Here is a 24,953-nt window from a genome sequence, read left to right on the forward strand (position 1 = left end):
CCGCGGGGCCGCCGCCCCCGCGGCCCCGCGCGGCCGGAACGAACTACCCTGATCTGTTGTGGCAGGCCGAATCAGAGACGAAGACGTCGCCCTGGTAAGGGAGCGCTCCCCCATCGCCGACGTCGTCGGCGAGTACCTCCAGCTCCGCAGCGCCGGCGGCGGCTCCCTGAAGGGACTGTGCCCCTTCCACGACGAGAAGAGCCCCTCGTTCAACGTCACCCCGGCGCGCAACCTCTGGTACTGCTTCGGCTGCGGCGAGGGCGGCGACGTCATCGCCTTCGTGCAGCGAATCGAGCACCTGGGATTCGTGGAGGCCGTCGAGCACCTGGCGCGCGCGGCGGGCATCCAACTCCGCTACGAGCAGGGCGGATACGTGCCCCGCAACGAGCAGGGGCAGCGGCAGCGGCTGGTCGAGGCGCACCGGGCCGCCGCGGAGTTCTACGCCGAGCAACTGCTGAGCCCGCAGGCGCAGGCGGGACGGCGGTTCCTCACCGAACGCGGGTTCACCCGCGCCGACGCCGAGCACTTCGGTGTCGGCTACGCCCCCGGCGGGTGGGAGGCGCTCACCGCGCACCTGCGCAAGAAGGGCTTCACCGACAAGGAGATCGTCCTCGGCGGACTGGCCAGCCAGGGGCGGCGCGGCCCCTACGACCGGTTCCGCGGCCGACTCGTGTGGCCGGTGCGCGACGTCACCGGCGAGGTCGTGGGGTTCGGCGCGCGCAAACTCGACCCCGACGACGACGGACCCAAGTACCTCAACACCCCCGAGACCCCGCTGTTCAAGAAGGGCAGCCTGCTGTACGGGCTGGACCTGGCCAAGAAGGAGATCGCCCGGCAGCGCCAGGCCGTGGTCGTCGAGGGCTACACCGACGTGATGGCCTGCCACCTGGCCGGGGTCACCACCGCCATCGCCACCTGCGGCACCTCCTTCGGCGAGGAGCACCTGAAGATCCTGCGGCGGCTGCTGCTGGGACGCTCGGAGTTCGGCGGCGAGGTCGTCTTCACCTTCGACGGAGACAAGGCCGGACGCAACGCCGCCCTGCGCGCCTTCGCCGAGGAGCACGGGTTCGCCTCGGAGACCTTCGTCGCGGTGCAGCCCGACGGACTCGACCCGTGCGACCTGCGCGTGCAGCGCGGCGACGGCGCGGTGCGGGACCTGGTCGCCGCCAAGCAGCCGCTCTACGAGTTCATGATCCGCAGCAGGTTCGAGGGGCACAACCTCGACACCCCCGAGGGGCGGCTGGCCGCACTGGACGCGGCGGCGCCCATCGTGGCGAGCATCCGCAACGCCGGGGTGCGCAAACTCTACGGGGTCAGCCTCGACCGCTGGCTCGGCATCATGGACGAGGAGTTCGTCAGCAGGCGGGTCCGCGAGCACATGCGGCACGCCCAGCACGGAGGGCGGCCGTCCCCGCGGCCCGCCGCCTCCGCCCAAGCCGACCACGACCCGCGCGACCCCTCGGTGCAGCGGGAGCGGCTCGCGCTCAAACTCGCGGTGCAGCACCCCCTGCTGTGCACCGAGTTCGACCAGCTCGACGCCGAGATGTTCACCGTCGAGCAGCACCGGTCCGTGTTCCGGCTCGTCCAGGAGCAGGGCGGGGTGGCCGCGGTGGAGGACCCTGCGAGGTGGGCCGGGCAGTTGCGCGAGGCCGCCCGCACCGACGCGCAGCGCGCGTTCCTCACCCAGTTGGCGGTGGAACCGATCGAGGTTTACGGAGAACTCGACGAACACCGGGCCCAGGAGATCATCGGCACAATCAGAATTCATTCCATCAACCGCCAGATCACAAACCTCAAATCGCGACTGGGGCGGCTCGACCCGATGGCCGAAGCCGAGGAATACCAGCGGGTATTTGCCGAACTTATGGCCGTTGAGCAGCGTAAACGGATGATGCGGGAGCGCTTCGGCGGTGCTGTGTGACACAAAGGTGACAAAAATCGATCTCTCACCGACCGGGGAAAGGCGGGCACACTGTAGGGGTGGCTTTTTCGGTGTTACCCAACGGAAGGCAGTCGGTGCGGCGCACGGTGTCCCGGGCCGCGGGCGCGGGAGGTGGGGGAACGGTCCCGGTGCGCGGCCCGAACCATTTCGACCCTGCGGTGGAGGCGGTCGACCCGGCACCGGAGCCCCCGGAACGGTACGGCGGTGACGTCGCCGGCCAGGAGGAGCACCCCGGAGCCCGCACGTCCTCCGGCGACCTCGTCCGCGTCTACCTGCGCGAGATCGGCCGGGTCCCCCTGCTCACGGCGGCGGAGGAGGTGGAACTCGCCAAGGCGATCGAGATCGGACTCTACGCCGAGCAGAAGCTGCGTGCCGCGCGTGCCGGGACCGTCCCCCGGCAGTACGACCCCGACAGGGTCGCCGACCTGCGGCAACTGGTCCACGAGGGCGAGGTCGCCAAACGGCGGCTCATCGAGGCCAACCTGCGTCTGGTGGTCTCCATCGCCAAACGCTACCTGGGGCGCGGCCTGCTGCTGCTCGACCTGGTCCAGGAGGGCAACCTCGGCCTGATCCGCGCGGTCGAGAAGTTCGACTACGCCAGGGGCTACAAGTTCTCCACCTACGCCACCTGGTGGATCCGCCAGGCCATCACCCGCGCCATCGCCGACCAGGCGCGCACCATCCGCGTCCCGGTGCACATGGTGGAGAGCATCAACAAGCTCGCCCGGACCCGCCGCCGCATGCACCAGGAGCTGGGGCGTGAGCCGACGCTGGAGGAGCTCTCCCGCGAGCTGAACGTCGACGACGAGCGCGTCGTGGAGATCCAGCGCGTCTCCCAGGAGCCGATCTCCCTGTACACGCCGGTCGGAGAGGAGGACTCCGCCTTCGGCGACTTCATCGAGGACTCCGACGTGGTCCCGCCGGTGGAGGCGGCGGCGTTCGTCATGCTCCAGGACCAGTTGGCCCGGGTGCTGAACGGACTCTCCGAGCGGGAGCAGCGCGTCATCGCCCTCCGCTACGGCCTGGCCGACGGAAAACCGCACACCCTGGAGGAGGTCGGCAGGGAGTTCGGAGTCACCCGGGAGCGCATCCGGCAGATCGAGTCCAAAACGCTCGCCAAACTGCGCCAGCCCTCGTGCGCCCAGATACTCCGCGACTATCTGGAATGAGTCGTCCGCAATGGTGGGCGGTTGTGCCCTAGCCGCACAAAGAACACGTCCATCCGAGTTTTCTGCGGGGACGGCCGAGGACCGGGCGGATACCTTGGGAACATGTCAGGTCGGCACCGGATTCTCGTAGCACGACGGCGTCCGACCGCGCTCACGTGGGTCGCCGTCCTCCTGGCCGTCGGCGTCGCCCTTCTCGGCGGGGTCGTCGCGGTCACCACGGGGGGCCCGCGCAACGCGCCCCCCATGCAGAGCATGGCCTACTTCGCGGACTGGAACACCGCCAACCGGGGCTACTCGATCAAGGACGTCGACGACAGCGGCGCCGCCGCCCGCCTGGACCGGTTGATCTGGGCGTTCGGTGACGTCAGCGACGAGGGGCTGTGCCACGTTCCGCCCGACGCCGACCAGCCGTGGCAGATCTTCCAGCGCCGCTACTCCGCCGAGGAGAGCGTGGACGGACAGGCCGACGCCTACGAGCAGCCGCTCGCCGGAAGCCTCAACCAGCTGCGCAAACTCCAGGAGAAGTATCCCGGCCTGCGGGCGAGCATCTCGCTGGGCGGCTGGAACTGGTCGACGCACTTCTCCGAGGCGGTGCGCACCGAGGAGTCGCGCGAGCGCTTCGTCGCCTCCTGCGTCGACCTGTGGCTGCGCGGGAACCTGCCGCGCCTGGAGGGGGAGCCCCAGGGCGGCGAGGGGGTCGCCGCGGGCATCTTCGACGGCATCGACCTGGACTGGGAGTGGCCGGGCGGAAACGGGCACCCCGACAACGTGGAGCACCCCGACGACAGGCGGAACTTCACCCTCGTGGTGGCCGAGTTCCGGGAGCAGTTGGACGCCCTGGGACGCGAGACCGGCCAGCACTACACTCTCTCGGCGTCGCTGACCCACGACGAGCAGATCATGCGGGACAGCTACGAGCCGGAGGTGTTCGAACACCTGGACTTCGCGGTGGTCCAGGGCTACGACTTCACCGGGTCGTGGGCGGAGACCACCGGTCACCACTCCCAGTTGTACGCGCCCGAGGACGGCCCCGACCAGACCAGCGTCGACCGGGTGGTGCGCCAGTACCTCGACCACGGGCTGCCCGCGGACAAGCTGGTGCTGGGGATTCCGGGCTACGGCCGCGGATGGAGCGGCGTGGCCCCCGGCCCGGACGGCGACGGGCGCTTCACCCGGGCCGAGGACGGCGCCGACGGCGACTACGGGGAGTCGACCGACGCCTACGAGACCCTGGAGCGGCTCGACGGCGAACGCTTCTTCGACCGCGCCACCGGGGCCTACTGGATCTACGACGGCGACGAGTGGTGGTCCTACGACACCCCCGAGGTGGTCCGGCTCAAGGGCGACTACGCCGCCGACCACGGGCTGCGCGGCCTCGTGCTGTGGAACCTGGACATGGACCCCGAGGGGGAACTCGTCGCCGCGATGGCCGAATCGCTGGACTGAGCGCCGTCCGCCGTCACGTCCGCCGGAACCGGCGGAGGCCCGCCCCCTCCCGCCAGGTGTCGATCACCAGCGTGTCGTCGGCGACCGAGGTCAGCACGGCCTCCCGGAGGTCCAGCCGGAACAGGTGGAACGGTCCGGGCGGGACGCCGTGTGTACGGAACGCCTCGAGTTCGCCGGGGTCGGTCACCTCCACGGCGATCCCCGAGAGCTTGGCGTCGCCGCCCTCCATCGAGGAGTCGCCGGGGTTGGCGTGCAGCGCGAACCGGCCGTCACGTCGCAGGTCGAGGGCCTTGACCGCGCCGGGCATCGAGCCGAGTGTCAGGTCGGCGCCGTGGAAGGCCACCTCGGTGCCGCTGACGCGGGGTGAGCCGTCCCGGCGGAGTGTGGCCAGGACGTGGTGCTTGTTCGCCTCGAAGCGGGCGCGCACGGCCGCGGCGAGTCCGGGCGCCTCGGCGGCGAAGGATTCCCAGGTTGTCATGGCAGGTGAGTATCTCCCCCCTACCTGACAACTCCTGTCAGTCACGGACGCGTGTCGGTCGGTTCAGACCCCCATCTGCTCCCGTAGCCGGTCCAGGGCCGCACGGGTGCGTTCGCGGGTCTCGGCGGAGTCGGGATCCACGCCCTCGTCGTAGCGGAACCGCCAGGTGACCTCGGTGCCGCCGGGGGCGCGGCGCGCGGTCAGCCGCACCCCGGGGGAGTCCTCCTCGGCGGAGAGCAGCGGCACGTGCCTGGAGACGACGATGGTGGCGGTGACCCGTTCGAAGACCGCCTCGGCGAGCCGGCCCGGCTCGGGGACGGGGACGACCCGGTCGGGTTCGCCCTCGACGGTCAGCACCAGTCCGGTGTCGTTCCACCCGGCGTGGTCGACGCGCTCCCACGGCACCCGCCGCCCGTCGGGCAGGTGCAGCGCCGCGGTGGTGGCCACCACCGCGGCGCTGTCCCCGGTCAGGGCGTGGGCGATCACCCGCTCCCCCCGGCCGAGGACGAGTCGGTCGCGGGCCTCGGCGGGAAGGGCGTGTCGGCGCAGCCATCGCAGCATGCTCCCACCGTAGTCCGCTTCCCCGTGGGGGAGGGGGCGGCTCAGGGGTGGGCGGTGGTGCTCGGCGCCGCCGCGGCGGACTCGACGCGGTCGAGTTCGGCGGACTCCTCCTCGCTGGGGCGGGAGAGGAAGTCCCGGACCGAGGTGACCGGAACCTTCTCGGAGACCTTGGCGTAGACGGTCTTGCCGGCGTTGCTGACCTGGGCCCGCACGAGCCCGGCGGTCTCCTGGACGGACGGGTTCTCGACGATGCTGCGCGCGGTCCGGGCGAGTTGGTCGTAGCGGTCCCGGCCGGCCTTGGCGCCGAGCACGTAACCGACGGCGAGTCCAGCGACGAAGGCGATCCGGTAGCGCATGCGGTCCTCCCGACGTGGATGGTCGTTACCGTTCCCAACGCTACCGGTACGGGCCTCCGGCGTACGGGAGGCGACACCAACGCGTCCGTTCCGCCGTGCCGGGAGAAAACCTGTCACGACCACTGCGCCGAGTGCGCTAACCTATTCATGTCGCTCGGAGGGCACTCACGGGCGACGGCAGCGCGATCCCGCGTAGCTCAATTGGCAGAGCAGCCGGCTGTTAACCGGCAGGTTATTGGTTCGAGTCCAATCGCGGGAGCCACATGAGGTCTTACGGGAACCCTTGTACAAACGGTTAACCCCAGTAGCACCTCTGCGGAGTTCAACGACGTAGGGCTCTTCCCAGTTCGGGGAGGGTCCTAAAGTTATTCTGACCGGGGTTTGGTGGCCGGATTCGCGGCGAATGCGACTCCGCCGCACCTCGACGAGGTTGAGGTATTCCACAGAACCCCCAGAAACGGGCCACCACGGGTTGCCAGTGGCCGGTCGAGGCGCCCCCGGCGCCGAGTCTGGACGCAGCGCCACCCTCCCGCGTCTTCGAAGGCGGTTCTACGCCACGGGGGTACCGTCCTGTGATGACTGGTGTTCTTGCGGCTTGTCCGTCTGTGGAGGCGCGCTTGGCCCCGGAGCTGGAAGGGGCCCTCTCCGGTAACGACGCGCGGCGGTGATGGGGTCGGTGGAACCGTGGCCGGATCGGGTTTTCACCGCCGGTACGGTTCACTCCCTCACCCGACCGTGCGATAATCGCACATATGGGTGAGGAGCTGAGCTGGACGCGAATCGGCGAACGGGTCCGAGAGAGCCGGTCGGCCGCCGGTCTCTCCCAACAGGCGCTCGCCGACAGGGTCGGTCTGGAGCGCAGCATGATCTCCAAGCTGGAGAAGGGCGACCGCCGTATCGACGCGGTGGAGCTCACCCGGATCGCTCGCGCCCTCGACTACCCGCTGTCGCACTTCCTGCACCCGGTTCCGGAGGTGGTGTCCCGGCGGGCGGCCATCGCCGACAGCAGCGAGGTCGGAGACAGCGCGGCCGCACGCAGCGCCTACCGCACCGAGGCCCTGCTCTCCGAGTGGTTGCGGGACGTGCGGCAACTCATCCGGGCCGGTGTCCTGCATCCGGAACCGATACGGCGTTGTCCCGGACGGGTGACCGACGCGGAGCAGGCCGGACAGGCCGCCCGGTGGCTGCGCGGAGAACTCGAGCTCGGTGAGGAGCCGATCGATTCGGTCGCCGACGTGTGCGAGCGGGCGGGCCAGTTCGTCACGGTCATCCCGCTGCCCTCCGACGGCGCCTCCCTGGTCGACGGCGAGGTCGCGGTCGCCGTCGTCGGCGCGCGGCAAGACCCGGGGCGGCGGCGCAGCACGGCCGCGCACGAACTCGGCCACCTGGTCCTGGGCGACGAGTTCTCCAGCGACCTCGGGGTGCATGCGTCCCGGGAGGAACGCGAACAGGTGGTGGAGGCGTTCGCCGCCGAGTTCCTGCTCCCCCGGTCCAGGGTGCAGGCGGTCGCGGAGGAGGACGACGCGCAGGCGCGCCGCCACGCCCTGGTGCGGCTGGCGGCGGTCTACCGGGTCTCCTGGAGTCTTGCTGTCGCCCAACTCAGACGCACCGGGATGGTGGACTCCGACGAGTTGCGCGCGTTGCGGGTCCGGAGGCCGACAGATGTCGAGTTCCGGGACGCACTGGGGTGGAAACCCCAGCCGGACCTCGCTTCGGTGCGTGTTCCTCCCCGCTACGCCTCGGCTGTGATGGCGGCGCTGCGCGCGGAGCAGATCACCCCCGTACGCGCCGTGGAACTGATGCGCGGCCAGGTCTCGATCGAAGAACTCACCGAGGAAGCGGCGGATTGACCCTCTCCAACCAACTACTGTTCGATATCCCCGCTGCTGCACTCCGCCAAGGCAGACCGTCTCGACGTTCTCGGAGATCTGCTCAATGGGTTCGTCTCGGTGACGACCAGGGCCGTAATCGACGAGATCGGCCGCAACCACGTGGACGCGCGGACAGCGGTCGTCAATGCCTCGTGGATCTCGGTTGTCAATGGCGACTCGTTGGAACTACTTGTCGCCTTCAGCACGTGGAGTGAGCGCATGGGGCTGACTGACGACCACAACGTCGGGGAGACCACTCTGTGCGCCTACGCCGAGGTCAACGGCGGCACGCTGGTGCTGGACGACCGAGCGGCCCGCAAGGTCGCAGAGCGGCATGGCCTGACGGTTCGGGGCACCGTCGGTCTGATCGCTGACGCGTGCAGACGGGGAAGATGCACGGTCACGAACGCGTCTGTACTCGTGGATGACCTCCACGACACGGGGATGCGGCTTCCTTTTCCCAGAGGCGGATTCGAGTCGTGGGCCAGGGAGAAGAAGTTGCTCGGCTGAGGTGAAGACCGGAGCCGAGCTTGTCGCGGGGTCCGTGCGGGCACTGGTGAGAGCGTCCGCGAAGTGCGGAGACGGCTCCATGTTCACTTGATGGTCTCCCGTATGTGAGCCTGTTCTTGTCCTGGCTGGGATGGACACGTCCTGCCAGCAGCGATTCTTCCTCCCCGTCGGGGCGCGGTTCGCCGTCGACGACGTGCCCCGAGCCCCGTGGTGACAGTGGTCACTGTCGGCCTTCTTGGATTGAAGAATTCTTCATGTTCATACATTCTGGTCCGGTCGATCCTCCCGAAACCCCTCGAAAAGTGAAAGAGAGCCGACCGTGCCGGTGCCGCTCTACCAGGCCAAGGCGGAGTTCTTCCGCACGCTCGGCCATCCCGTCCGCATCCGGGTCCTGGAGTTGCTCCAGGACGGTCCGCGGCCGGTGCACGAACTGCTCGCCGACATCGGGGTCGAGGCGTCCAACCTCTCCCAGCAGTTGGCGGTGCTGCGCCGCACCGGGCTGGTGGTCTCCCGGCGCGAGGGCAGCGTGGTGCGCTACGAGCTGAGCACCCCGCAGGTCGTGGACCTGCTGCGAGCCGCGCGCACCATCCTCACCAGCATGCTCGCCGACCAGGGGGAGCTGCTGGCCGAACTGCGCGGGTCCCGGCGGGAGGAGCGGTGAGCACCCCCGCCACGCGCGGCGGCGCGCTGCGCACGGCTCTCGGCCGCGTCACCGGACTGCTTCCGAGGCGTGCGGACCTGGCGCGGATGCGCCACGCCCCCGGACGCAACCTGCTGGCCGGGCTGACCGTCGCCGTCGTCGCGCTCCCGCTCGCGCTGGGCTTCGGCATCTCCTCGGGTCTGGGCGCGCAGGCCGGGCTGGTCACCGCGGTCGTCGCGGGCGCGCTCGCCGCGTTCTTCGGCGGCTCCAACCTGCAGGTCTCGGGGCCCACCGGCGCGATGACGGTGGTGCTGGTGCCCATCGTCGCCCAGCACGGCCCCTCCGGGGTGCTCACCGTCGGCCTCATGGCGGGTGCGCTGCTGGTGCTGCTGGCCCTGCTGCGCGCGGGCCGCTACGTGCGCTACATCCCCGCCTCGGTGGTGGAGGGCTTCACCGTCGGCATCGCCGCCGTCATCGCCCTGCAGCAGGTCCCCGCCGCGCTCGGCGTGCCCACCCCCGAAGGGGAGAGGGTCGTGCTGGTGGCGTGGGAGGCGGTGCGCGACTTCGCCGCCCACCCGAGGTGGACGGCGGTGGGCGTCGCCGTCGGCGTGGCCGCGGTGATGCTGGTCGGCGCCCGGTGGCGGCCCACGGTCCCGTTCTCACTGCTGGCCGTCGCGGCGGCCACCCTGCTCGTCGAGGCCAGCCCCCTGGAGGCGGAGCGCATCGGCGACCTCCCGGCGGGACTGCCCGCGCCCTCGCTCGGCTTCCTCGACCCCTCGCAGACGGCCGCGCTGCTGGGACCCGCCGTCGCGGTGGCGGCGCTGGCCGCGCTGGAGTCGTTGCTGTCGGCCACGGTCGCCGACGGCATGAGCGTCAACCAGCGCCACGACCCCGACCGGGAGCTGTTCGGGCAGGGACTGGCCAACATCGCCGCCCCGCTGTTCGGCGGCGTCCCGGCGACCGCCGCCATCGCCCGCACCGCCGTCAACGTGCGCTCCGGCGCGAGTTCCCGGCTGGCGGCGCTCACCCACGCCCTGATCCTGGCGGGAACCGTCTACGCGGCCGCGCCCCTGGTCGGACGCGTTCCGCTGGCCGCCCTGGCCGGAGTGCTGCTGGCCACGGCGGTGCGCATGGTCGAGGTCGGGTCGGTGCGCGCCATGGTCCGCGCCACCCGCTCGGACGCGTTCGTGCTGGTGCTCACCGCCGTGGCCACCCTCGCCGTGGACCTGGTGGTGGCGGTCCTCGTCGGCATGTTCGTCGCGGGCGCCCTGGCCCTGGTCGCGCTGGCCCGCAACGCCAGCCTCGACCAGGAGGAGTTGGCCCGCCACCTGCCGCCGGGCGACCACACCGACGAGGAGCGCGCGCTGCTGACCGAGCACATCGTCGCCTACCGGATCGACGGGCCGCTGTTCTTCGCCGCCGCCCACCGGTTCCTGCTGGAACTCAGCGAGGTCGCCGACGTGCAGGTGGTCATCCTGCGCATGGCCCGCGTCAACACGGTCGACGCGACCGGGGCGCGGGTCCTCGGCGACGCCGTCGACCGGCTCCGGGCGCGCGGTATCACCGTCATGGTGTCCGGCCTGCGCTCCGGTCAGCTGCGTCCGTTGGAGTCGCTGGGCACCCTGCCGCGGCTGCGGGAGGCGGGCTGCGTCTTCGCCACCACCCCCGAGGCCATCCAGGCGGCTCTGGCGATGCTGCACCGCAACGGGGTGCTGGCGCGGAAGGCCTGACCGGGGCACCCGGGGCGGACGCGGTCCTGCCCGTGCGGTCGCGTCGGGGCGCGGGAGGTGGCCGCACGGGCAGGACCGCGGGGAGGGGGGCTAGATCCCCGGAACGCCGGTGTAGTTCTCCGCCAACTGGGTCGCCGCCGCCCGCGAGGAGGCGATGAACTCCAGGTGGGAGCGTTGCAGCCGGTGGTCGAAGGCGCTGCCGCCGGGGTCGGCGTGCAGCAGCGTGGTCATCCAGTAGGAGAAGTGCTCGGCCCGCCACACCCGGCGCAGCGCGTCGTCGGAGTAGGAGTCGGCCCGCGACTCGTCGCCCTCCAGCAGCCAGGACCGCAGCGCCCCGGCGAGCAGCACCGCGTCGTGCATGGCCAGGTTGAGGCCCTTCGCGCCGGTGGGCGGCACGATGTGGGCGGCGTCCCCGGCCAGGAACAGCCGGCCGTGCCGCATCGGCTCGGTGACGAAGCTGCGCATCGGCGTGACGCTTTTGTCGGTGATGCGCCCCCGGCCCAGCCTCCAGTCGCTGTCGCGCAGCGCGAACCGGGTCTCCAACCCCTCCCAGATCCGCTCGTCGGACCAGTCGGCGGGATCGGTGCCGTTGGGTACCTGCAGGTACAGGCGGCTCACCGTGGTCGAACGCATGCTGTGCAGGGCGAAACCGGTCGGGTGGTGGGCGTAGACCAGCTCGTCGCACGACGGCGGCACGTCCGCGAGGATCCCCAGCCAGCTGAACGGGTAGACGCGGTCGAAGGTGCGCACCGCCTCCTCGGGCAGCGAACGGCGGCCGATCCCGTGGAAGCCGTCGCAGGCCGCCACGGCCTCGCACTCCAGGACGTGCTCGGCGCCTCCGTGCTCGTAGCGGATGCGGGGCCGGTCGCCGTCGACGCCCTCCAGCGCGGTCGCGGTGGCCTCGAACAGGACCTGTCCGCCGTCGGCCAGCCGCCGGGCCACCAGGTCCTTCACGATCTCGGTCTGCGCGTAGATCATCACCCGCCGGTCGACCAGGTCGGTGAAGTCCACCCGGTGCGCACGGCCGTCGAAGCGCAGCTCGATGCCGTGGTGGACCAGCCCGTCGCGGTCCATGCGCTCGCCCACCCCCGCCTCGCGCAGGATCCGGGCGACGCCGTGCTCCACCACTCCGGCGCGCTGGCGGCGTTCGACGTAGTCACGCGGCCGGCTCTCCAGAACGACCGACTCGACGCCGTGGCGGTGCAGCAGGTGCGACAGCAGCAGGCCGGCGGGTCCGGCCCCGATGATTCCCACGCGGGTACGCACGAGGGGGTCCTTTCGACGGGGGGCGGCGGGATCAGTCGGCGGAGGAGTCGGCCAGCACGCGCTGGGCGATCGCGAACGCCTTGTTGGCGGCGGGCACCCCGCAGTAGATCGCCGCCTGGAGGAACACCTCGCCGATCTCGTCGGGGGTGAGCCCGTTGCGCAGCGCCGCCCGCACGTGCATGGCCAACTCCTCCCAGTGGCCCCTGGCCACCAGGGCGGTCAGCACCATGCAACTGCGGGTCCGCCGGTCCAGGCCGGGCCGGGTCCAGATCTCACCCCAGGCGTAGCGGGTGATGAGGTCCTGGAACGGTTCGGTGAACTCGGTGGTGGCGGCCTGGGCGCGGTCGACGTGCGCGTCGCCCAGGACCGCCCGCCGCACCTGCGTGCCCGCGGCGCGGCGGGTCTCGTCGGTGTTCACGGGTTCGGTGCTCCTCGGAGGTCGACTGGATCACGGGGAGTCCGCCGCCATGGCGGACCTCACCCGCGGAAGTGCTGGATGAGCAGTTCGTTGACCGCGGTCGCCTGCTCCCACGACGCCAGGTGCGCGGCGTCGGGCACGATCTCCAGACGGGCGTCGGGGATCGCCTCGGCGATCAGTTCGGCCTGGTCGGGCGGGGTCGAGGGGTCTTCCTTACCCGCCACGACGAGGGTGGGCGCGGTGATGGAGGGCAGGTCGGGCCGCAGGTCCATGTGCTGGATCGCGGCGCAGCAGCCCGCGTAGCCCTCGACGGAGGTCTCACTGATCATGTCGGTGAACAACTCGATGGTGTCGGGCTCGCGTTCGATGTAGGCCGGGGTGAACCAGCGGCCCACCACGGTGGGAGCGAGGGCGCCCGTACCCTGCTCGCGCACCACGCGGATCCGGTCGGCCCACGACTCGGGGGTGCCGAGCTTCGGCGAGGTGCACAGCAGCGCCAGCCGGTCGATGCGCTCGGGCGCGTGCGCGCCCAGCCACATCCCGGTCATGCCGCCGATCGACAGGCCCGCGAAGTGCGCGCGCTCCACCTTCAACCGGTCGAGCAGCCGCAGCACGTCCGAGGCGAGGTCGGCGATGGAGTAGGGACCGGGCGGGGCGGGGGAGTCGCCGTGTCCGCGGATGTCGTAGCGGACCACCCGGAACAGGCCGGTGAGCCCCGCCATCTGCGGATCCCACATGTCCAGGCGGCTGCCCAGCGATCCGCTGAGCACCACCAGCGGCGCGTCCTCGGGACCGTCCACGGTGTAGTTCACCTCAACGCTCATCGTCTCTCCTCACGTCTGTCAGCCGGTCGGAGCGGAATCGGCCGACACGGATGCGTGTTGTTGACGATCATGACCGACTGGACTCTTCACCACACCCACCCCACAGCCCACGGTGTCGTGCGCTGGGACCGATTCGGCTCGGGCGCCCCCGTGGTACTGCTGCACGGGACGCCGTTCTCCTCCTACGTATGGCGGGATGTCGCCCGCGCCCTCGCCGCTACCCACCAGGTGCACGTATGGGACATGCCCGGGTACGGAATCTCCGAGCAGCGCGACGGCCAGGACGTCTCGCTCGCCGCGCAGACGGAGGTGTTCGTCGAGTTGCTGCGGGTCTGGGACCTGGCGGCGCCCGTGGTCGTGGGGCACGACTTCGGCGGCGCGGTGGCGCTGCGGGCGCACCTGCTGCACGGCGTGGACTACCGCGGGCTGGCGCTGGTGGACGCGGTGGCGCTCGCTCCGTGGGGGTCTGCCTTCTTCCGGCTGGTGGGGGAGAACACGCGGGTGTTCGAGGAGCTGCCCGCACACCTGCACGAGGCCCTGGTGCGCGCCTACGTCGCCTCGGCGGGCCACGGCACGCTGCCCGAGCCGGTCCTGGACGCGCTGGTGGCGCCCTGGCTCGGGGAGCGCGGACAGCCGGCGTTCTACCGCCAGATCGCCCAGGCCGACCAGCGCCACACCGAGGAGGTGCGGCCCCGCTACGGGGAGATCGGCCTTCCGGTGCTGGTGTGCTGGGGGGAGGAGGACACCTGGATTCCCCTGGAGAGGGGACGGGAACTGGCGGCGCTCGTGCCCGGTGCGCGGCTGCGGGTGCTGCACGGCGCGGGGCACCTGGTGCAGCAGGACGCACCGGCCCAGTTGACCGCCGCGCTCGCGGAGTTCCTGGCCGCCCTGGACTGACCCGGTCACCGCGCCCCCCTCCGGAGGGCGCGGTGGGCGGCCGCGGCGCGGTCGGCGAGGCGGGGCGCCTCCCCGAGGTAGTCCTCCGGGTCGAGCAGGGCGTCGATCCGGGCCCGGGTGCGGCGCCCCGCCAGCTCCTCGGTCACAACGTCGGCCAGGCTCCGCCGCTCGGCGACGGACCGGGCGCAGGCGCGCTGGACGAGCGCGTGGGCGTCCATCCGGCCCAACTCGGCGGTCAGGTCGGCGGTGACGCGCTCGGCGAGCAGCAGTCCGCCGGTCGCCTCCAGGTTGCGGCGCATCCGCTCGGGGACCACCCGAAGCCGTCCCAGGGAGGTGCGCAGCCACGCCGCCGCCGACCCGGTGACACCGAGCAGGTCGGCGGCGGCCGGCCATTCGGCGTGCCAGGCCCCGGCCGCGCGCTGGTGCTCCTGCACCTGCGCGGCGAACAGGGTGGCGGCCAGTCCCGGGGCCTGGCGGGCGCAGGCCAGGGCGGACACCGCCGCCACCGGGTTGCGTTTGTGCGGCAGGGTCGAGGAGCCGCCGCTGCCGGGAGGGCCCTCCTCGACCACCTCGCCCACCTCGGTCTGCGCCAGCAGCACGATGTCGCCCGCGGTCTTGCCGACCGCGCCGCACGCCTGGGCCAGCGCCCCGGCCAGTTCGGCGATCCGGCCGCGTTCGGTGTGCCAGGGCAGCGCCGGTTCGGCCAGTCCGAGTTCGGCGGCGAATGCCGCGACCACCTCCGGGCCCCGTTCCCCGAGCGAGGCGAGCGTGCCCGCGGCTCCGCCCAGTTGGGCGGCCAACCGGTGTGCGGCGACGTCGTCGAGGCGGGCCGCGGCGGAGTCCAGGCCGCCCAGCCAGTTCGCGGCGACGGCGCCGAAGGTCGTGGGCAGCGCCTGCTGCAGCAGGGTGCGCCCGGCCATCGCGGTGGCGCGGTGCGCGGAGGCCAGTTCGGCCAGGCGGTCGCCCGCGTCCCGCAGATCGGCCAGGACGACCGCGAGCGCGCGGCGGGCCAGCAGCATCAGAGCGGTGTCCAGGATGTCCTGGCTGGTCGCGCCCTGGTGCACGTGCCGTGCGGCGTCCCCGCCCACGAGCCGGGTCAGCTCCTCGACCAGGGGAATCACCGGGTTGCCGCCGGCCGTGGCGGCGCGGCCGAGTGCGGCGGGGTCGAAGTTGTCGGGGCTGCACGCCCGACCGATCGCCTCGGCGTGGGCGGGGTCGATCACCCCGGCCCGCGCACACGCCCGGGCCAGTGCGGCCTCGGCGTCCAGCAGTGCGCGCAGCCATGCCGCGTCGCCGGTCTCGGCGGTGATCGCACCGTGCCCGAAGACCCCGTCGAACAGCCCCACGAGCGTCGCTCCCCATCTCGTTGGTCCTGGCGGGGGAACCGCGGGAGGAGGCCCCTGCCGCCGCGGTTGCCCCGGTTGCGGTCAGATGTCGAAGAAGACGGTCTCGTCCCTTCCCTGCAGGCGGATGTCGAACCGGTAGTCGGCCCCGTCGCGGGAGGCGACCACGGTGGGTCGGCGGTCCGCCGGGATCGCGGAGAGCACCGGGTCGGCGGCGTTGGCCGCCTCCTCCTCGGGGAAGTAGATCCGGGTGACCACGCGGTGCAGCATGCCGCGCGCGAACACCGAGACGTCGATGTGCGGCGCCTGGGGACCGTCGGGACCGGGGACCGGACCGGGTTTCACCGTGTGGATGCGGTACTCGCCGGAGGCGTCGGTGGGGCAGCGGCCCAGTCCGCGGAAACCGGGGCGGGACACCGCCCCGCGCGGGTCGTCGGGATGGTCGAACCGCCCGTCCGGGGCGGCCTGCCAGGTCTCGACCAGGGCGTCGGTGACCGGCTCCCCGGCGCCGTCGCGGACGGTGCCGCGGATCCAGAAGCCGCCGGGCGTGCCCTCGGCTGCGGCGAACGGCCCGTCGGGCCACTCCAGACCGATCCTCAGGTAGGGGCCGACCGTCTGGGACGGGGTCGTCTCGTACCTCACTCGTCATCCACCTCCGACTCGAAGGGGGTCGCCTCCCGACCCCGCAGCACGATGTCCCACTCGTAGGCCAGCGCCCACTCCGGTTCGGTGGCGTCGTGGTCGTACCGGGCGACCAGGCGCTCCCGCGCCCCAGGGTCGGGGATGGAGTTCCAGATGGGGTCCTGGAAGAACAGCGGGTCGCCCGGGAAGTACATCTGGGTGACCAGGCGCTGGGTGAAGGCCCGTCCGAACAGGGAGAAGTGGATGTGCGCGGGCCGCCAGGCGTTGTCGTGGTTGCGCCAGGGATAGGCCCCCGGCTGGATGGTGACGAACCGGTAGCGACCCTGGGCGTCGGTCATGGTGCGTCCGACACCGGTGAAGTTGGGGTCCAGCGGGGCGGGCCAGTTGTCGGCCACGTGCCGGTAGCGGCCCGCCGCGTTGGCCTGCCAGATCTCGACGAGGGTGTGCGTGACGGGGCGCCCGTCGCTGTCGCGGACCCGGCCGTGCACGATGATGCGCTGGCCCAGCGGTTCGTCCGCGTGCTGGCGGGTCAGGTCGTTGTCCGACTCGCCGACCCGGTCCTCGCCCAGCAGCGGGGCGGTGACCTCGGTCAGCATGTGCGGCAGCAGGACGAGGTCGCGCTTGGGGTGGCGCAGCGCGGTGCTCCGGTACCCGGGAGAGTCCAGCGGCGGATGCACCCCGTGGTCCCGGATGTAGCCGGACGGCTGTCCGGGCGCCCGTTCGGTCATGTCTCCTCCAGTGGGTGAGAGAGGTCAGGCGTGCAGCACCACCGCGAGCCCCTGGCCCACGCCGATGCAGATGGCGGCCAGGCCCCAGCCGCCGCCGCGCCGGTGCAGTTCGTGCGCGAGCGAGCCGAGGATGCGGGCTCCGGAGGCGCCCAGGGGGTGGCCGATGGCGATCGCGCCGCCGTTGGGGTTGACGATGCCGGGGTCCAGTTCCGGCCACAGCTTCAGGCAGGCCAGGGACTGGGCGGCGAACGCCTCGTTCAGTTCCACCACCGCCAGGTCGCCCCAGCCGATCCCGGCGCGACGCAGGGCGGTCTCGGCGGCCTCGACCGGGCCGATGCCGAAGACGTCCGGGTCCACGGCGGCGACCCCGCGGCTCACGATCCGGGCGAGCGGTTCGCGGCCGACCCGCTCGGCCGCGGCGGTGTCGCCGATGAGCAGGGCGGCCGCGCCGTCGTTGAGCGGCGAGGCGTTGCCCGCGGTGATGGTGCCGTCGGGGCGGAACGCCGGCTTGAGGGAGGCCAGTTTCTCCGGGGAGGTGGCGCGGATGCTCTCGTCCCGCTCCATCTCCGCGCCGGGGACCTGGGTGATCTCGGCGTCGAACACGCCGTCGGCCCACGCCCGGGCGGCGTTGACGTGGCTGCGCAGGGCGAAGGCGTCCTGCTCGGCGCGGCCGATGCCGTGCTCGGCGGCGACCTGCTCGGTGCTCTCGCCGAGGGAGACGGTCCACTGCCGCGGCATCGCCGGGTTGACCATGCGCCAGCCCAGGGTCGTCGAGTGCAGGGTCTCGTGTCCGGAGGGGAAGCCCCTGGCGGGCTTGGGCAGCACCCAGGGCGCCCGGCTCATCGACTCCACGCCCCCGGCCACCATCAGGGAGGCGTCACCCACCGCGATCGCGCGGTTGGCGGCGATCGCGGCCTCCAGGCCCGAGCCGCACAGCCGGTTCAGGGTCGCTCCCGGAACCGAGGTGGGCCAGCCCGCGAGCAGCGCCGCCATGCGGGCCACGTTGCGGTTGTCCTCGCCGGCGCCGTTGGCGTCGCCGAAGTAGACGTCGTCCACGGCGGCGGGGTCCAGGCCGGGGGAGCGCTCGGCGAGGGCACGCAGCACGTGCGCGCCCAGGTCGTCGGGGCGGACGCCGGACAGGGCGCCGCCGTAGCGGCCGAAGGGGGTTCGCACCGCGTCGAGGACGTAGACGTCGGTCATGGGGGTCACTCCTGACTCGCAGTCGACTGGGGACGGTCAGCAACATACCGTCCGGTCAGTTTGCGGAGTTCGGTGAGTTCGGTTTCGCCGGGCGGTTCGGTGACCGCCAGGTCCGGCGCCACGGCCAGGTCCCACCCGGTGGCCTCGCGCACCTGCTCGACCGCCACCCCGGGATGCACGCTGACCAGCGTCAGCTCGCGGGTCTCGGGATCGGGCTCCAGGACGCCGAGGTCGGTGATGACCCGGATCGGGCCGCGGCCGCGCAGACCCAGCCGTTCGCGGTCGCCCGCGCCGCTGCCGTGCCCCACGGAGGTCGTGAAGTCCACGCGGTCGACGAAGGCGCGGCGGCTGTGGCGCACGACCACCACGACCTCGCGGCAGGAGGCCGCGATCTCGGGGGCGCCGCCCGCACCGGGCAGCCGCACCTCCGGGTTGGCGTAGTCGCCGATGACGGTGGTGTTGATGTTGGCGTACCGGTCGATCTGCGCCGCGCCGAGGAAGCCGACGTCGATGCGGCCGGGCTGCAGCCAGTAGTTGAAGATCTCGGGCACCGACACGACGCTGTCGGCGGTCTCGGCCAGGACGCCGTCACCGATGGACAGCGGCAGGCTGCCGGGTTTGGCGCCCAGCGTGCCCGACTCGTAGATCAGCCACAGGTCGGGCGCGTGCGTGCGGCGGGCCAGGTTGGCCGCGGTGCTGGGCAGGCCGATGCCCACGAAGCAGGCCATGCCGTCGGTGAGGGCGCGTGCGGCCGTGACGGTCATGATCTCGTCGGCGGACCAGGTGAGGGTCATGGCCGTCCTTCCCGTGTCGGGTGCGAGACAGTGCCGGGCGCGGCGGAGCGCACCGACTCCAGCCAGCGTCCGAACGCGCCGCGGTCCCTGCTGATCGCGTCCCACGCCTGGTAGGCCGCGTTGTCCCGTTCGTAGTAGCCCTGCGCGTAGGAGGGCGCGGCCCCGCCTGGCGCCTCCGCGACCGCGGTGACCACCCGGTGGGGCAGGACCACCTGGCCGGGGACGGGGGCGAGTTCGTCCACGACCTCCTCGACGGTGACGAGGGAGCGCCGCGCGGCGAACACGGCCTCCTTCTGCACCCCGGTGATGCCCCACATCTGCACGTTGCCCGCCCGATCGGCGCGCTGGGCGTGCACGATCGCCACGTCGGGGTTGAGCGCGGGGACCGCGGCCAGCCGTTCGCCGGTGAACGGGCACTCGACGGTCCGGATGGTCGCGGTGCGGGAGGCCAGGTCGGTGCCGAGGTAGCCGCGCAGGACCGCGAACGGCAGCCCGGACGCCCCGGCGACGTAGCGGTTGGCCATGCCCGCGTGGCTGTGCTCCTCGATCTCCAGCGGCACGGGCCAACTGTTCTGGACGGCGTCGCGGAAGCGGTGCAGGGACCCCACCCCGGGGTTGCCGCCCCAGGAGAACACCAGCCTGCGCGCGCATCCCGCGCCGATCATCTGGTCGTAGACCACGTCGGGGGTCATGCGCACGAGGGTCAGGCCGCAGCGGCGCTGCCGGATGATCTCGTGCCCGGCGGCGACCGGGATGAGATGGGTGAAGCCCTCCAGCGCGACGGTGTCGCCGTCATGGACGAGTTCGCCGACGGCCTCGTCCAACGGAACGATCATGGCGTCCCACCCCTATGTGTTCGTATAGCGAACTAATGTTCTCAAAGCGAACGATTCTGCCGATACGTTAGCGACTCCCGAAAGGGGGGTCAATACCGGTGCCGGGAGGTCGAGGAGAGGGGTGCGGCATTCCGGCTGAGCGTCCGGGGCGGGTGAGCACGGGGTGCCGGCGGGCGGTCGGGGCGTTCCCGGTGCCGCGTCCGCCCGCGTCTTCGCCGTCCCGCGTTCTCCGGACTGGTCCGCACCGGGAGGGTCGGGTTGTGGCGTCCGGTGTTCTCTCGTGTGGTCCGTCTGCGGGGGCGCGAGGTGGGCCGCCTCGGGCGCTGGGGAAGGCCTGGCCCGCCTGACTTCCCGGCATCGGGGGCAACACCCGGGCGGCAGCACAAAGCCCCGGATCGGTGGGGATGCGGTCCGGGGCAGAGGAGGGAGCGCGGATCAGATCGGGAAGGGCGCCGTCCCCCGGCCGGCGATCTCCAGGTCCGTCTCGATACGGGCGGCGGCGGCCAGCAGCGGGGGCAGCAGGTCGCGGCGGATGTCCTCGACCGAGGTCCGCGGGGCGTGCGCCGAGACGTTCACCGCCGCCACCACGCCGCCCCGGCGGTCCCGGATCGGCGCGGCCACCGAACGCAGGCCCTCCTCCAGTTCCTGGTCCACGATCGCCCACCCCTGGCTCCCGGCCCGCTCGATCGCGGCGCGCAACCGGTCGACGGAGTCCACGGTGTGGGGGGTGAGCCGGCGCAGTTCCACGCGCGCGAGGTAGGCCTCCAGTTCGGCGGGGGAGCGGCCGGACAGCAGCACCCGGCCCATCGAGGTGGCGTAGGCGGGAAAGCGGGTGCCGACGTTGATCGCCACCGTCATGATGCGCGAGGTCGGCACCCGCGCCACGTAGACGACGTCGTCGCCGTCGAGCACCGACACCGAGGAGGACTCGTGGACCTCCGCGACCAGCCGCTCCAGGTGGGGCAGGGCGACCTCGGGCAGCCCCGCCGACGACAGGTAGGCGTAGCCCAGTTCCAGGACGCGGGGGGTGAGCGCGAAGTGGCGGCCGTCGGTGCGCACGTAGCCCAGGTCCACGAGGGTGAGCAGGAACCGGCGGGCCGCGGCCCGGGTCAGCCCGGTGGCCCGGGCGACCTCGCTGAGCGTCATCGACGGGGCCTCGGGGGAGAAGGCCCTGATGACCATGAGGCCGCGCTCCAGGGACTGGACGAAGTGCTCGCTCCGGGGCGACGGGGGGGTGGCGCTGGCGTCGCTCATCGCAGCGGCCTCCGGGCAACCGCGGAGGGGGTCGGCGCTCGGGGGGTTCGGCGCGGAACGGACATGGATCTCTCCTTCTCGCTTTCCTCGTTGCTTCCGGTCGGGCTCTCGGGGGAGGCGCCCCAGTGATGTTCTCATGTCGAACACCTGGTGCCGGAGCCCCGGAAACGCGGTGGAGGCGTCGCGTCCGGGCCGCGCTTCCGGGGCCCGCTCCCGGCGGTCCTCCCGGCAGCGGTCCGCCCCGCCTCGGACACGGCCGACCGATAGCCTGGGCGCCATGGCTGCCGAGCGTCCCCGTGTCATCCTGAGCTGCGCCGTGTCGCTGGACGGCCGCATCGACGACGCCTCACCCGAGCGACTGCGCCTGTCCAACGAGGCCGACTTCGACGAGGTCGACGAACTGCGCGCCTCCTGCGACGCGATCCTCGTCGGCGCGGGCACCGTGCGCGCCGACAACCCGCGACTGCTGGTGCGCTCCCCGGACCGGCGCAGACGCCGACTCGCCGAGGGCCGGACCGCCCACCTGCGCAAGGTGGTGCTGAGCGGCAGCGGCGCCCTCGACCCGGCGGCGCGGATCTTCACCACGGGCGACGCCGGATGCCTGGTGTACGTCGCCGACGACGCGCTGGCCACCGCCGAGCGGCGTTTCGCCGGACTCGGCGGCGTGGAGGTGGTGGCGGCGGGGCAGCCGGTGCGGCTGGTGGACGTCCTGGCCGACCTGGCCCGCCGCGGGGTGCGCAGACTCCTGGTGGAGGGCGGGGCAGCGGTGCACACCGCCTTCCTCACCCAGGACCTCGCCGACGAACTGCGCCTGGCGGTCGCGCCGTTCCTCGTCGGCGACGAACGGGCGCCCCGGTTCGTCCACCCCGGCGACTTCCCGCAGCGCCCGGACCGCCCCATGCGGCTGGTAGAGGCCCGGAGCGTGGGCGACATGGCGGTGCTGCGTTACGTGACGGGAGAGGACCGATGAGCCGACCGACCGAACGGGACCTGCGCCTGCTGCGCGCGGCCGTGGAACTGTCCCGCTCCTGTCCGCCGTCGCACACCGCGTTCTCGGTCGGCGCGCTCGTCGTCGACGCCGACGGCACGGTCCTCGCCGACGGCTACTCCCGCCGCGACGACCCCCGCGACCACGCCGAGGAGGCGGCGCTGCGCGCGCTCGCCCCCGACGACCACAGGCTGGCCGGAGCCACCCTCTACAGTTCGCTGGAGCCGTGCAGCGCCCGCGCCTCACGCCCCCGCTCGTGCACCGACCTGATCCTGGACACCCCGATCTCCCGGGTGGTGTTCGCCTGGCGGGAGCCCGCGCTGTTCGTGGACTGCGAGGGCGCCGAGCTGCTGCGCGCCGCCGGGCGTGAGGTCGTGGAGGTTCCCGGGCTCGCTCCCCTGGTGCGCGAGGTCAACGCCCACCTGCTGCGCTGACCGCCTCCCCCGCGGTCCGGTACCCGCGGTCGGGCCGGGCACGGTAGGCGGCGCGCGGCCTCAGCCGAGCCGGTCGACCGCCACCACGTGCACGACCGCCCGCCCCTCGGCGTCGGAGGAGGCCAGGTCCACCTGCGCGGTGATCCCCCAGTCGTGGTCCCCCGCCGGGTCGTCGAAGATCTGCCGGACCTCCCAGAGGCCCTCCTGCTCCTCGATCAGCAGCAGCTGCGGACCGCGCGCGTCCGGGCCGGTGCCCAGCGTCTCGTGCTCGTCGTAGTAGGCGGCCATCGCCTCCTCCCACGCCTCGGCGTCCCAACCGTTCTCGCCGTCGAGTTCTCCGAGCTCCCGGTAGCGGCGCAGCGCGGCCAGCTCCACCCGGCGGAACAGCTCGTTGCGCACCAGCACCCGGAAGGCGCGCTGGTTGGCGGTGACCGGCTTCGGCTTGGTCTCCACCGGGGCCTCCTCCGGCAGTTCCTCGGCCGGGTTGGTCAGCTGCTCCCACTCGTCCAGCAGGCTGGAGTCGACCTGGCGCACCAGTTCCCCCAGCCACTCCACCAGGTCGCGCAGCTCCTCGGTCTTGGCGTCCTCGGGAACCGTCTGCGTCAGCGCCTTGTAGGCGCCGGCCAGGTAGCGCAGCACCAGCCCCTCGGAGCGGGCCAGCTCGTAGTGGCCGATGTAGTCGGTGAAGGTCATCGCGCGCTCGTACATGTCGCGCACCACCGACTTGATCTGCAGCGGATGATCCCCCACCCAGGGGTGGCCGCGCCGGTACACCTCGTAGGCGTGCTCCAGCAGCTCCTCCAGCGGCTTGGGGTAGGAGATCTCCTCCAGCCGCGCCATCCGCTCCTCGTACTCGATCCCGTCGGCCTTCATCTGCTGCACGGCCTCGCCGCGCGCCTTGTTGAGCTGGGCGGCCAGGATCTGCCGCGGGTCGTCCAGCGTCGACTCGACCACGCTCACCACGTCCAGCGCGTAGGTGGGCGAGGCCGGGTCCAGCAGTTCGAAGGCGGCCAGCGCGAACGTGGACAGCGGCTGGTTGAGCGCGAAGTCCGGTTGCAGGTCGACGGTGAGCCGCGCGGTGCGGCCGTCGGCGTCGGGCTCCTCCAGCCGCTCCACGATCCCGCCGTCCAGCAGGGACCGGTAGATCGCGATGGCCTCGCGGATGTGGCGGCGCTGCGTCTTGCGGTCGTCGTGGTTGTCGGTGAGCAGGTGGCGCATGGCCGCGAAGCAGTCGCCGGGGCGGGCGATGACGCTCAGCAGCATCGCGTTGCTGACCCTGAACCGCGAGGTCAGCGGCTCCGGTTGGGCGTTGATCAGCTTCTCGAAGACGGCCTCGTCCCAGCCGACGAACCCCTCCGGCGGCTTCTTGCGCACCACCTTGCGCCGCTTCTTGGGATCGCTGCCCGCCTTGGCCAGCGCTTTCTCGTTCTCCACCACGTGTTCGGGGGCCTGCACCACCACGTTGCCGACCGTGTCGAAACCGGCACGTCCCGCCCGGCCCGCGATCTGGTGGAACTCGCGGGCGCTGAGGCGGCGCACCCGCGAGCCGTCGTACTTGGACAGCGCGGTGAACAGCACGGTGCGGATCGGCACGTTCACGCCCACGCCCAGGGTGTCGGTGCCGCAGATGACCTTGAGCAGTCCGCGCTGCGCCAGCCGCTCCACCAGCCGCCGGTACTTGGGCAGCATGCCCGCGTGGTGCACGCCGATGCCGTGCCGGACGTAGCGGGACAGGTTGCGGCCGAACCGGGTGGTGAAGCGGAATCCGCCGATCTCCTTGGCGATGGCCTCCTTCTCCGCCTTGGAGCACATGTTGATGCTGGTCAGTGACTGGGCGCGCTCCACCGCCGCGGCCTGGGTGAAGTGCACGATGTACACGGGCGCCTCGCGGGTGGCGAGCAGTTCCTCCAGCGTCTCGTGCAGCGGGGTGGTGCGGTAGGAGTAGTACAGCGGGACCGGCCGCTCGGCCGAGGCCACCACGCTGGTGGCGCGGCCGGTGCGGCGGGTCAGGTCCTCCTCGAACCGGGTGACGTCGCCGAGCGTCGCCGACATCAGCAGGAACTGGGCCTGCGGCAGTTCCAGCAGCGGCACCTGCCAGGCCCATCCGCGGTCGGGTTCGGCGTAGAAGTGGAACTCGTCCATGACGACGGTGCCGATGTCGGCGTCGGCGCCGTCGCGCAGCGCGATGTTGGCCAGCACCTCGGCGGTGCAGCACACGATGGGCGCGTCGGCGTTGACACTGGCGTCGCCGGTCATCATGCCGACGTTCTCGGTGCCGAAGATCTCGCACAGGTCGAAGAACTTCTCCGACACCAGGGCCTTGATCGGCGCGGTGTAGAAGCTGCACTCGTCGCGGGCCAGCGCGGCGAAGATCGCGCCGGTCGCCACCAGGCTCTTGCCGGAGCCGGTGGGGGTGTTGAGGATGACGTTGGAACCCGACACCACCTCGATGAGGGCTTCCTCCTGGTGGGGGTAGAGGGTGAGCCCCCGTTCCTCGGCCCACAGCGCGAAGGCGTCGAACAGGGTGTCGGGGTCGGCGGTGCCCTTGGGGAGATGATCGATGAGGCTCACCCCTCCATACTGCCCGCTTCCCGCACCTCCTCGCTCCGCTCGGTGACGGGGGGAC

24 protein-coding genes and 1 tRNA gene are annotated in these 24,953 nt (G+C 72.1%); 11 read left to right on the forward strand and 14 right to left on the reverse strand.

Going from position 1 to position 24,953, the window contains the following annotated elements:
* Window positions 1-58: 58 nt before the first annotated feature.
* The 3 genes from dnaG (at window position 59) to NI17_RS01475 (ending at window position 4,557) form a co-directional block, all read left to right on the forward strand.
* Window positions 59-1,921, forward strand: a complete 1,863-nt coding sequence (gene dnaG / locus NI17_RS01465) for a DNA primase (RefSeq protein ID WP_119267843.1) — start codon at window positions 59-61, stop codon at window positions 1,919-1,921.
* A 71-nt stretch (window positions 1,922-1,992) separates the two neighbouring features.
* Window positions 1,993-3,111, forward strand: coding sequence for an RNA polymerase sigma factor RpoD (gene rpoD / locus NI17_RS01470; protein WP_068687866.1), 1,119 nt, complete (start codon window positions 1,993-1,995; stop codon window positions 3,109-3,111).
* A gap of 102 nt (window positions 3,112-3,213) precedes the next feature.
* The gene (locus NI17_RS01475) at window positions 3,214-4,557 is read left to right on the forward strand and encodes a glycoside hydrolase family 18 protein (protein ID WP_068687867.1); all 1,344 of its coding nucleotides are present in this window, start codon (window positions 3,214-3,216) and stop codon (window positions 4,555-4,557) included.
* A gap of 13 nt (window positions 4,558-4,570) precedes the next feature.
* Here NI17_RS01475 and NI17_RS01480 read toward each other — a convergent pair whose 3' ends face one another.
* The 3 genes from NI17_RS01480 to NI17_RS01490 form a co-directional block, all read right to left on the reverse strand.
* Complete coding sequence (locus NI17_RS01480; protein ID WP_068687868.1) at window positions 4,571-5,035, reverse strand: pyridoxamine 5'-phosphate oxidase family protein; 465 nt, start codon at window positions 5,033-5,035, stop codon at window positions 4,571-4,573.
* A 63-nt stretch (window positions 5,036-5,098) separates the two neighbouring features.
* Window positions 5,099-5,596 (reverse strand): hypothetical protein, encoded by a 498-nt coding sequence (locus NI17_RS01485; RefSeq protein WP_068687869.1) that lies wholly within the window; start codon window positions 5,594-5,596, stop codon window positions 5,099-5,101.
* A 41-nt stretch (window positions 5,597-5,637) separates the two neighbouring features.
* The gene (locus NI17_RS01490; RefSeq protein ID WP_068687870.1) at window positions 5,638-5,952 is read right to left on the reverse strand and encodes a hypothetical protein; all 315 of its coding nucleotides are present in this window, start codon (window positions 5,950-5,952) and stop codon (window positions 5,638-5,640) included.
* A 186-nt stretch (window positions 5,953-6,138) separates the two neighbouring features.
* Between NI17_RS01490 and NI17_RS01495 the strand changes: the two genes are divergently transcribed.
* From NI17_RS01495 to NI17_RS01515, 5 genes are all read left to right on the forward strand, one after another.
* A tRNA-Asn gene (locus NI17_RS01495) sits at window positions 6,139-6,214 on the forward strand.
* Window positions 6,215-6,704: 490 nt separating this feature from the next.
* Window positions 6,705-7,802 (forward strand): helix-turn-helix domain-containing protein, encoded by a 1,098-nt coding sequence (locus tag NI17_RS01500; RefSeq protein ID WP_068687871.1) that lies wholly within the window; start codon window positions 6,705-6,707, stop codon window positions 7,800-7,802.
* Window positions 7,803-7,838: 36 nt separating this feature from the next.
* The gene (locus tag NI17_RS01505; RefSeq protein ID WP_481571772.1) at window positions 7,839-8,333 is read left to right on the forward strand and encodes a PIN domain-containing protein; all 495 of its coding nucleotides are present in this window, start codon (window positions 7,839-7,841) and stop codon (window positions 8,331-8,333) included.
* A gap of 319 nt (window positions 8,334-8,652) precedes the next feature.
* Window positions 8,653-8,994: an ArsR/SmtB family transcription factor gene (locus NI17_RS01510; protein ID WP_068687873.1), complete on the forward strand. Its 342-nt coding sequence runs from the start codon at window positions 8,653-8,655 to the stop codon at window positions 8,992-8,994.
* 86 nt (window positions 8,995-9,080) lie between these two features.
* Window positions 9,081-10,703: a SulP family inorganic anion transporter gene (locus tag NI17_RS01515; protein ID WP_119267847.1), complete on the forward strand. Its 1,623-nt coding sequence runs from the start codon at window positions 9,081-9,083 to the stop codon at window positions 10,701-10,703.
* Window positions 10,704-10,793: 90 nt separating this feature from the next.
* On the opposite strand, the gene NI17_RS01520 is transcribed toward NI17_RS01515, so the two are convergent.
* The 3 genes from NI17_RS01520 to pcaD are packed head-to-tail and all read right to left on the reverse strand — an operon-like array spanning window position 10,794 to window position 13,211.
* Window positions 10,794-11,969: a 4-hydroxybenzoate 3-monooxygenase gene (locus tag NI17_RS01520; protein WP_068687875.1), complete on the reverse strand. Its 1,176-nt coding sequence runs from the start codon at window positions 11,967-11,969 to the stop codon at window positions 10,794-10,796.
* A gap of 31 nt (window positions 11,970-12,000) precedes the next feature.
* On the reverse strand, window positions 12,001-12,387 hold the full coding sequence (pcaC, locus tag NI17_RS24510) for a 4-carboxymuconolactone decarboxylase (RefSeq protein ID WP_068687876.1): 387 nt from the start codon (window positions 12,385-12,387) through the stop codon (window positions 12,001-12,003).
* Window positions 12,388-12,446: 59 nt separating this feature from the next.
* Window positions 12,447-13,211, reverse strand: a complete 765-nt coding sequence (pcaD, locus tag NI17_RS24515; protein WP_068687877.1) for a 3-oxoadipate enol-lactonase — start codon at window positions 13,209-13,211, stop codon at window positions 12,447-12,449.
* 69 nt (window positions 13,212-13,280) lie between these two features.
* Between pcaD and NI17_RS01530 the strand changes: the two genes are divergently transcribed.
* Window positions 13,281-14,108: an alpha/beta fold hydrolase gene (locus tag NI17_RS01530; protein ID WP_068687878.1), complete on the forward strand. Its 828-nt coding sequence runs from the start codon at window positions 13,281-13,283 to the stop codon at window positions 14,106-14,108.
* Between the two features lie 5 nt (window positions 14,109-14,113).
* On the opposite strand, the gene pcaB is transcribed toward NI17_RS01530, so the two are convergent.
* From pcaB to NI17_RS01565, 7 genes are all read right to left on the reverse strand, one after another.
* Window positions 14,114-15,448, reverse strand: coding sequence for a 3-carboxy-cis,cis-muconate cycloisomerase (pcaB, locus tag NI17_RS01535; protein ID WP_068687969.1), 1,335 nt, complete (start codon window positions 15,446-15,448; stop codon window positions 14,114-14,116).
* Window positions 15,449-15,535: 87 nt separating this feature from the next.
* On the reverse strand, window positions 15,536-16,093 hold the full coding sequence (pcaG, locus tag NI17_RS01540; RefSeq protein WP_068687879.1) for a protocatechuate 3,4-dioxygenase subunit alpha: 558 nt from the start codon (window positions 16,091-16,093) through the stop codon (window positions 15,536-15,538).
* Window positions 16,090-16,821, reverse strand: a complete 732-nt coding sequence (pcaH, locus tag NI17_RS01545) for a protocatechuate 3,4-dioxygenase subunit beta (protein WP_068687880.1) — start codon at window positions 16,819-16,821, stop codon at window positions 16,090-16,092. The genes pcaG and pcaH overlap by 4 nt, the downstream gene beginning before the upstream one ends.
* 24 nt (window positions 16,822-16,845) lie before the next feature.
* The gene (locus tag NI17_RS01550) at window positions 16,846-18,021 is read right to left on the reverse strand and encodes a thiolase family protein (RefSeq protein WP_068687881.1); all 1,176 of its coding nucleotides are present in this window, start codon (window positions 18,019-18,021) and stop codon (window positions 16,846-16,848) included.
* A 5-nt stretch (window positions 18,022-18,026) separates the two neighbouring features.
* On the reverse strand, window positions 18,027-18,815 hold the full coding sequence (locus tag NI17_RS01555) for a CoA-transferase subunit beta (RefSeq protein WP_068687882.1): 789 nt from the start codon (window positions 18,813-18,815) through the stop codon (window positions 18,027-18,029).
* Window positions 18,812-19,651, reverse strand: a complete 840-nt coding sequence (locus NI17_RS01560; protein WP_068687883.1) for a CoA transferase subunit A — start codon at window positions 19,649-19,651, stop codon at window positions 18,812-18,814. The genes NI17_RS01555 and NI17_RS01560 overlap by 4 nt, the downstream gene beginning before the upstream one ends.
* A 435-nt stretch (window positions 19,652-20,086) precedes the next feature.
* Window positions 20,087-20,905 carry an IclR family transcriptional regulator domain-containing protein gene (locus NI17_RS01565; RefSeq protein WP_068687884.1) on the reverse strand — a complete coding sequence of 273 codons (819 nt, stop codon included), beginning with the start codon at window positions 20,903-20,905 and terminating at the stop codon, window positions 20,087-20,089.
* Between the two features lie 277 nt (window positions 20,906-21,182).
* On the opposite strand from NI17_RS01565, the gene NI17_RS01570 reads away from it, so the two are divergent.
* Both NI17_RS01570 and NI17_RS01575 read left to right on the forward strand, forming a co-directional pair.
* On the forward strand, window positions 21,183-21,875 hold the full coding sequence (locus NI17_RS01570; RefSeq protein WP_068687885.1) for a RibD family protein: 693 nt from the start codon (window positions 21,183-21,185) through the stop codon (window positions 21,873-21,875).
* Window positions 21,872-22,327 carry a cytidine/deoxycytidylate deaminase family protein gene (locus tag NI17_RS01575; RefSeq protein WP_068687886.1) on the forward strand — a complete coding sequence of 152 codons (456 nt, stop codon included), beginning with the start codon at window positions 21,872-21,874 and terminating at the stop codon, window positions 22,325-22,327. Before NI17_RS01570 ends, NI17_RS01575 begins: the two co-directional genes overlap by 4 nt.
* Window positions 22,328-22,387: 60 nt before the next feature.
* On the opposite strand, the gene NI17_RS01580 is transcribed toward NI17_RS01575, so the two are convergent.
* Window positions 22,388-24,898, reverse strand: a complete 2,511-nt coding sequence (locus NI17_RS01580; RefSeq protein ID WP_068687887.1) for a DEAD/DEAH box helicase — start codon at window positions 24,896-24,898, stop codon at window positions 22,388-22,390.
* Window positions 24,899-24,953: the final 55 nt, after the last annotated feature.

Source organism: Thermobifida halotolerans, from assembly GCF_003574835.2.
GTDB classification, from domain to species: domain Bacteria; phylum Actinomycetota; class Actinomycetes; order Streptosporangiales; family Streptosporangiaceae; genus Thermobifida; species Thermobifida halotolerans.